Genomic DNA, 6813 nt, shown 5'->3' with positions numbered 1-6813 from the left:
AGCGCGCCCGCCATCGCGCTTTCGGCCCAGCCGGCATTCGGCGACCTATGCTTGGAAGCATCGCGCGACATTGCCTCGAGCGCCGCCGCTGGCGAGGCGCCCGGCACGAATAAGGCCGCTGCCGCGAACAGCAACCCGGTCAGTCGCGACGCTGGAAGATTGACGAGGTCATCGAGCCGCGCCGCCGCCCATCCGAAGGCCTCGTGCCGCTTCGTCCGATGGCCGATCATGCTGTCGGCGGTGTTGATCGCCTTATAAACGGCAAGGCCCGGCAGCCCGAGAAACGCGAACCAGAATACCGGCGCGACCACGCCATCGGACGCATTCTCCGCGAGACTTTCGATCGCCGCTCGCGCGACGCCACCTTCGTCGAGCGACTGCGGATTGCGGCCGACGATGCGGCCGACCGCGACCCGTGCGCCGGCTAAGCCATCTTCGTCAAGCGCACGCGCAACAGCTGAGACATGCTCGTAAAGACTTCGGCTCGCAATGAGCGTCGAAGCGAGAACGGCAACGACGATGCCGCCAATCAGGCTCTGCCCAGCCAAACGTTCTATGAGCCACGCGACGAACCCTGTCGCGGCGACGAGGATGACCACCGCCAGGACGCCTGCCATCCGGCGCGCCTCATTGGTCTCGCTCTCTTTGTTCAGCCGCTTATCCAGCGCCGCAATGAGCGATCCGAGCCATGACACCGGATGGCCCAGACGCTGATAGATCCAATCCGGGTAGCCAAACGCCGCGTCGAGCGCGAGCGCGGCGACGAGGATCAGAAGTGTGTGGGTCTCACTCACGGCACGAGCACACAAATGGTGCGCGCGGCCGGAGCACCGTTGAGGCGATCAAGATTTCTCCGGCAAAACGCCGTGCGCCACTGCGATGTCCCGCCCCTGCTTCGCCGCATCTCGCGCCGTCGCATAACGCAAAGCCTCCCCGATCATGACAAGCACCGGCCCCTCCGGATGCGCCGCATCGAGCACGGCGGCAATCGCCCCAATGGTCGAGATGAAAACGCGCTCATCAGGACGCGTCGCATTCGCAACCGCAATCGCCGGCGTCTTCGGATCGAGCCCATGCACGAGCGCGATCTGCGTGAGTTCCGAAAGCGTCCGCTTCGGCATGTAGACGACCGTCGTCGCGGCGCTATCGGCAACAGCGCTCCAATCGATGTCCTTGGGCAGCGTCCCGTGCCGGTCATGCGCCGTGATGAACTGGAGACGGCGCGCATGATCGCGGTTCGTCAGCGACACCTTGAGGTTAGCCGCCGCGCCTTGCGCCGAGGTCACACCCGGCACGACGCTGATCGCGATGCCGGCGTCCTCGCAGGCCTCGATCTCTTCCCCGGCCCGGCCGAAGATCAGCGGATCGCCCGACTTAAGTCGCACGACGTTCAGTCCCTCGCGCGCCAGCGCCACCATCTGCGCATTGATATCGGGCTGCTTGCATGACTTGCGATAGCCACGCTTGCCGACGTCGATGAGGCGCGCGCCCGGACGGATGAGGTCTAGGATCGGCTTGGCGACAAGGTCATCGAACAGCACAGCATCAGCCGATTGCAGCGCATACAGCGCTTTCAGCGTCAGAAGCTCCGGATCGCCTGGCCCCGCCCCGACGAGTGTAACCTTGCCCGCGCCATTTTCTTCCGCAGGCCGCGGGCTCTTCGCCTCACGCCCGAGCGGAGAAACGCCCGCCGTGAAATAGCGCGTCTCGAAAGCCGTTCGCGGCTGCCATCCGTGCCGCTCGAGTTCGGGATCGAGATGCTCTTCCTCCGGCCAGCCGAGCAGGAGATAGCCAACGAACTTCCAATCCGGCGGCACGCCCAGCATCTTCGCGACCTCACTGGGGTCGACGATCGACACCCAGCCGAGGCCAAGCCCCGCTTCGCGGGCGGCGAGCCACAGCACCGTCACCATGCACGCACACGAATGATCGAGCGTCTCGGGCATCGTGTGCCGCCCGAGCCCATGTCCCTGCAGCACGCCGTGATCGCAAAAAATCGCAAGATGCACAGGCGCAGCGTCCAAGCCCGCGAGCTTCAATCGTCCATAGAGATCGGCCCGATCGCCGCTATAGCCCTCGCCAGCCCGGGTGCGCGCTGCCTCGAAGTTGCGGGCAAGCTTGGCCCGCAAGTCCGCATCCCCGACGTTGACGATCCGCCAGGGCTGGCTGTTGCCAACAGACGGCGCGAGATCCGCGAGCCGCAGAAGTTCCTCCACCAGCGCCTCGGGAACCGGATCCCTCTTGAACCGGCGCACATCACGCCGCCAGCGGACAAGCTGCTCCAGGCTCGCGCGTTCTCCCGCGGCCGGAATGTCATCGTCAGGTTTGCGAGAAGTCATTGCGCAAGGTCGCTCAAAATGGCGGAATGGCTACGAACTATAGCATTATTGGGCGCCGGACGAGCAAGCGCCGGTCAGCAGGCCCTAAAGCTCGGGATTTTAAGGAAACCCGCGCGGCTCGTCTGAAACTTTCAGTCTGCTGCCGGCGCCCGGTCACGGCAGCTGTCACAAACGGCCGCAGCACTTGTCCCCTGCCCCTTTACCGGAAATCCGCATTCCGAGCAGAGCGTATGATGCCCCTGGCGAACGCCATGCTCCAGCGCGACGCGCTCATCGAAAACGAAGCACTCACCGCGCCACAGGCTTTCTTCCGGCGCGATCTCCTCGAGGTAGCGCAGAATGCCGCCCTTCAGCTGATAGACGTTCGGAAAGCCTTCCTGCAGCATATAGGCGCTCGCCTTCTCGCAGCGAATGCCACCCGTACAGAACATCGCAATCGGCCGCTTTGGGTTCTCGGCAAGCTCCTGCTTCACGTACGCGGGAAATTCGTTGAAGGCGCGCGTCTGCGGATTGCGCGCTCCCTCGAATGTGCCGACCTGGAATTCATAATCATTGCGCGTATCGATCACGAGCACATCCGGATCCGCGATCAGCGCGTTCCAAGCCTCGGGTTCGACGAACGTGCCGGTAGCGACCGCAGGCTGCGCACCGGGAACGCCGAAGGTGACGATCTCTTTCTTGATCTTCACTTTGAGGCGCTGAAACGGATACTCGGCGGCTTGCGAGTATTTGACCTCGAGGTCGCTAAACCGCGCATCCGAGGTGATGGTCCCGATCAGCGCGTCGATGTTATCAGGCGCACCCGAAACGGTGCCGTTGATGCCTTCCCCAGCGATCAAGATCGTACCCTTGATCGCGCACGCGGCGCAGACCTCGCGCAAGTGCGCCTGCAGCGCGCCAGGCTCATCAATCGAAACGAACTTGTAGAAGGCAGCGACTTTAACCGTCACGCGCGTGGCTTTCATGAATGACGAGGAACGGACAAACAGCGGCAGATTTGCCTTGACGTCCACGCCGCTTCAATACGGCCGAGCCCCCGGAAGAGCAAGACGCGGCACTTTGGCTTAGGCCTCAAGCGGCCAGAAATGCCGGGCAGCCGCCGCTTAGCACCGCACCTGCATGGCATAGGCGCGGGACTGGTCGCCGAATAGGACGGTTCCGCTGCTGACGATCGACTCGCCGATGACCTGCGGTGCCTCGCACTCATTCTTCAATGCCGCCAACGCCACGCTCTCACGCGCGGCCTTGTCACTCACGTCGTATGGCCCCCCCTTCACGTCGGGGATGGAGACGACGAAATCATAGTCGGGGGACGTCGCACGCACCACGCTGACGGCGTTCGCGCTTTGCGCCGCCGGCTTGCCTGCTTCGGTGCCCGCACACGCCGTCAATGCCAGCGAGGCCAGCCCGGCAGCGAACAACTTCCCTTTCCCTCCGATCATCGTAGCGGGCCCTCCACTAACGCGCCCATTCCCCCTTTTTCCCGTGAAGCTCATGCGCGGCGAAACCCGCCGGTCGCGTCCCGGGAAGGGGGGCTTTTCTGGTCGTCCTAAAAACTGGCGATGACACGCTGGACGTAAGCGGCATAAGCGCTTTTTCCAAGCCGGCGAAGCCACGGCTCGAGGTCGCTCGGAGAGATGAACCCCATCCGCAGCGCGATCTCCTCGGGGCACGAGATTTTGAGCCCCTGTCTCCGCTCCACCGTCGAAATGTAGTCGCTCGCATCCTTCAGGCTGTCAAACGTACCCGTATCGAGCCACGCGAATCCGCGGCCCATTTTCTCGACATGGAGAGACTGAGAATTGAGGTACATCTCGTTTAGGGTCGTTATCTCCAGTTCGCCGCGCGCTGAAGGCTTGACCTGCGATGCCAAGTCCACGACGCGCTGGTCGTAAAAATAAAGCCCTGTGACGGCCCAATTGGAATTGGGCTTTTGCGGCTTCTCGTCGATGGCCTTGGCATGGCCGTGCTGATCGAACGTCACCACGCCATAACGTTCCGGATCCGCGACTTCATAGGCGAAGACCGTCGCGCCATTTTCGCGGCGTGCCGCGCTGCGAAGGATCGACGCAAAACCATGGCCATAAAATATATTGTCACCCAGCACCAGAGCGCAGCGATCGTCACCGATGAAATCGCGGCCGATGATGAAGGCTTGCGCCAGCCCTTCCGGTTCCGGCTGCACCGCATAGCTCAAGCGCAAACCGAATTGCTCTCCCGAGCCCAGCAGATTCTGAAACAGGATTTGATCGTGCGGCGTCGTGATGATCAGAATGTCGCGAATGCCCGCGAGCATGAGCGTGGACAGCGGATAATAGATCATCGGCTTGTCATAGACGGGAAGCAATTGCTTCGAGATGGTGAGCGTCAGCGGATAAAGCCGCGTCCCGCTGCCACCAGCTAGAATGATCCCCTTCAGCGTGCTCATGCAGACTTTCCGCTCGTGTGTTGCAAGCCTTCGACCGCGTTGACGCGGGGCGGACCCGCGAGCTGGTCGAGGCAATCGGCAAGGGCCTCAGCCCAGGGCCTGAGTTCAATGCCGGTGACGCCGCGCAGCTTACCCGTGGAGAGCACGGAATAGGCCGGCCGCTCGGCCTTCGTCGGATAATCCTTGGTGCCGATCGGAAGCACGCTGACGGTCTTGCCGCCGCGGGCAGCAGCCCCTTCAAGAATGGCCTTGGCAAAACCGAACCACGTCGTCTCACCGGCATTCACGGCGTGAAACGTGCCGAAGATACGCGGGTCAGGTGACGGCGAAGTAACGAGCGGAAGAAGCTTCGCCGTCAGCTCCGCCAGATCCGGCGCGTACGTCGGAGTCCCACGCTGATCATCAACGACTCTGATTTCGGGCCGATCCTGGCTCAGCCGCAAAATCGTCTTGACGAAGTTGTTTCCGAATGGGCCGAAAACCCAAGCTGTGCGAAGGATGACATGCTTCGCATTCGCCGCCGCAACGCGCTCCTCGCCCTCTTGCTTGCTCCGCCCGTAAACGCCGAGCGGCGATACGGGATCCGTTTCGACGTAGGGCGTACGCTTGCTTCCGTCGAAGACATAGTCCGTAGAGAAATGAATGATCGCAGCATCCACTTCGGCTGCGGCTTGAGCGGCCGCTTCCGCACCGGCGGCATTCACCGCGAAAGCAACGTTTGGCTCGTCCTCGGCTTTGTCGACGGCCGTATATGCCGCTGCATTGACGACGACCCGCGGCCGCGCCGTGAGGATCGCGCGCCTGATCGACTGCGGATCACAGAGATCAACGTCCGGCCGGGCGCAGACGGCGACCCGGCTAGCGTGCCCGCCCAACAACGCGATCAGTGACCTGCTGACCTGACCGTTCTTGCCGATAATGAGCGTATCGCACGGGTCGCCGGTCACACGACCTGCTCCGCCAGTGCACCCGCACCATCCTGCTGTGAGGGAAGCAGTCCGAGCCGCGCGCCCGAATAAACGCCTTCTCGCAACGGGCGCCACCACCACTCATTGTTCAAGTACCACCGGATGGTGGCTTCAATGCCGGTTTCGAAGGTGTTCTGAGCTCGCCAGCCCAGCTCTGTTTCGATCTTGCTGGGGTCGATGGCGTAACGCCGGTCATGCCCCGGGCGATCGGCAACGAAGGTAATGAGCTTCCGGCGCGACTCCCCGTCGGGACGCAGCGCATCGAGAACATCGCAGATGCGCTCGACCACCGAAATGTTTTCCATCGGTGCACGTCCGCCGACGTTGTAGGTCTCGCCGACCCGACCCCGTTCAAGAACTAAGGTCAGAGCCTTGACGTGGTCTTCGACGTAAAGCCAGTCGCGAACCTGACGCCCATCGCCGTAAACAGGCAGCGGCCGCTTCTCCAGCGCATTCAAGAGAACGAGCGGAATGAGCTTCTCGGGAAAATGATACGGACCGTAGTTGTTTGAGCAGTTCGTGATCAGCGCGGGCAGCCCGTATGTTTCGCGCCATGCGCTCACGAGATGATCGGAAGAAGCCTTGCTTGCCGAGTACGGCGATCTTGGATCATAGGCCGTGCTCTCGACGAAGAAGCAGCCCGGCTCAAGGCTGCCATAGACCTCGTCCGTCGAGACGTGGAGGAACCGGAAGTTCTCCCGGCGCTCGGCACTGAGCCGATCCCAGTAATGCCGGCTCGCTTCGAGCAGAACGTGCGTTCCCAGAATGTTGGTCTTGATGAACTCGGCCGACGACATGATCGACCGGTCCACGTGGCTTTCGGCCGCCAGATGCATGACCGCATCGGGCTGGAATTCCGCAATTGTGCGCGCCATCGCATCGGCGTCGCAGATGTCGGCGTGCACGAACTTGTGGTTGTTCTTATTCGCAACGGTCGCCAGCGACTGCAGGTTTGCGGCATACGTGAGCTTGTCGACGTTGAGCACATCCCAGCCGCGATCCAGCACGAGATAGCGCACCAGTGCCGAGCCGATGAAACCGGCTCCCCCCGTAACGACGACTCTCATCTTACCCCCAC

General features: G+C 62.4%; 7 protein-coding genes. All 7 read right to left on the bottom strand.

What is annotated here, in order from left to right; genetic code table 11:
- The coding region (gene cbiB, locus VFG26_RS05145; RefSeq protein ID WP_325022907.1) for an adenosylcobinamide-phosphate synthase CbiB at positions 1 to 794 on the bottom strand (794 nt) is incomplete at its 3' end.
- A 48-nt stretch (positions 795 to 842) separates the two neighbouring features.
- Positions 843 to 2339 (bottom strand): uroporphyrinogen-III C-methyltransferase, encoded by a 1497-nt coding sequence (cobA, locus tag VFG26_RS05140; RefSeq protein ID WP_325022906.1) that lies wholly within the window; start codon positions 2337 to 2339, stop codon positions 843 to 845.
- Positions 2340 to 2470: 131 nt separating this feature from the next.
- Complete coding sequence (locus VFG26_RS05135) at positions 2471 to 3289, bottom strand: rhodanese-related sulfurtransferase (protein WP_325022905.1); 819 nt, start codon at positions 3287 to 3289, stop codon at positions 2471 to 2473.
- 153 nt (positions 3290 to 3442) lie between these two features.
- Positions 3443 to 3781, bottom strand: coding sequence for a hypothetical protein (locus VFG26_RS05130; protein ID WP_325022904.1), 339 nt, complete (start codon positions 3779 to 3781; stop codon positions 3443 to 3445).
- A 107-nt stretch (positions 3782 to 3888) separates the two neighbouring features.
- Positions 3889 to 4758, bottom strand: a complete 870-nt coding sequence (rfbA, locus tag VFG26_RS05125; RefSeq protein WP_325022914.1) for a glucose-1-phosphate thymidylyltransferase RfbA — start codon at positions 4756 to 4758, stop codon at positions 3889 to 3891.
- A gap of 5 nt (positions 4759 to 4763) precedes the next feature.
- Entirely contained in the window at positions 4764 to 5714 is a 951-nt protein-coding gene (gene rfbD / locus VFG26_RS05120) for a dTDP-4-dehydrorhamnose reductase (RefSeq protein ID WP_325022903.1), read from the bottom strand.
- The gene (gene rfbB / locus VFG26_RS05115) at positions 5711 to 6802 is read right to left on the bottom strand and encodes a dTDP-glucose 4,6-dehydratase (protein WP_325022902.1); all 1092 of its coding nucleotides are present in this window, start codon (positions 6800 to 6802) and stop codon (positions 5711 to 5713) included. The genes rfbD and rfbB overlap by 4 nt, the downstream gene beginning before the upstream one ends.
- Positions 6803 to 6813 lie beyond the last annotated feature (11 nt).

The organism is Hyphomicrobium sp. (assembly GCF_035687085.1).
Classification (GTDB): domain Bacteria; phylum Pseudomonadota; class Alphaproteobacteria; order Rhizobiales; family Hyphomicrobiaceae; genus Hyphomicrobium_B.
The sequence above is the reverse complement of the archived record's forward strand: the minus strand, read 5'-3'. Positions and strand labels throughout refer to the sequence as shown.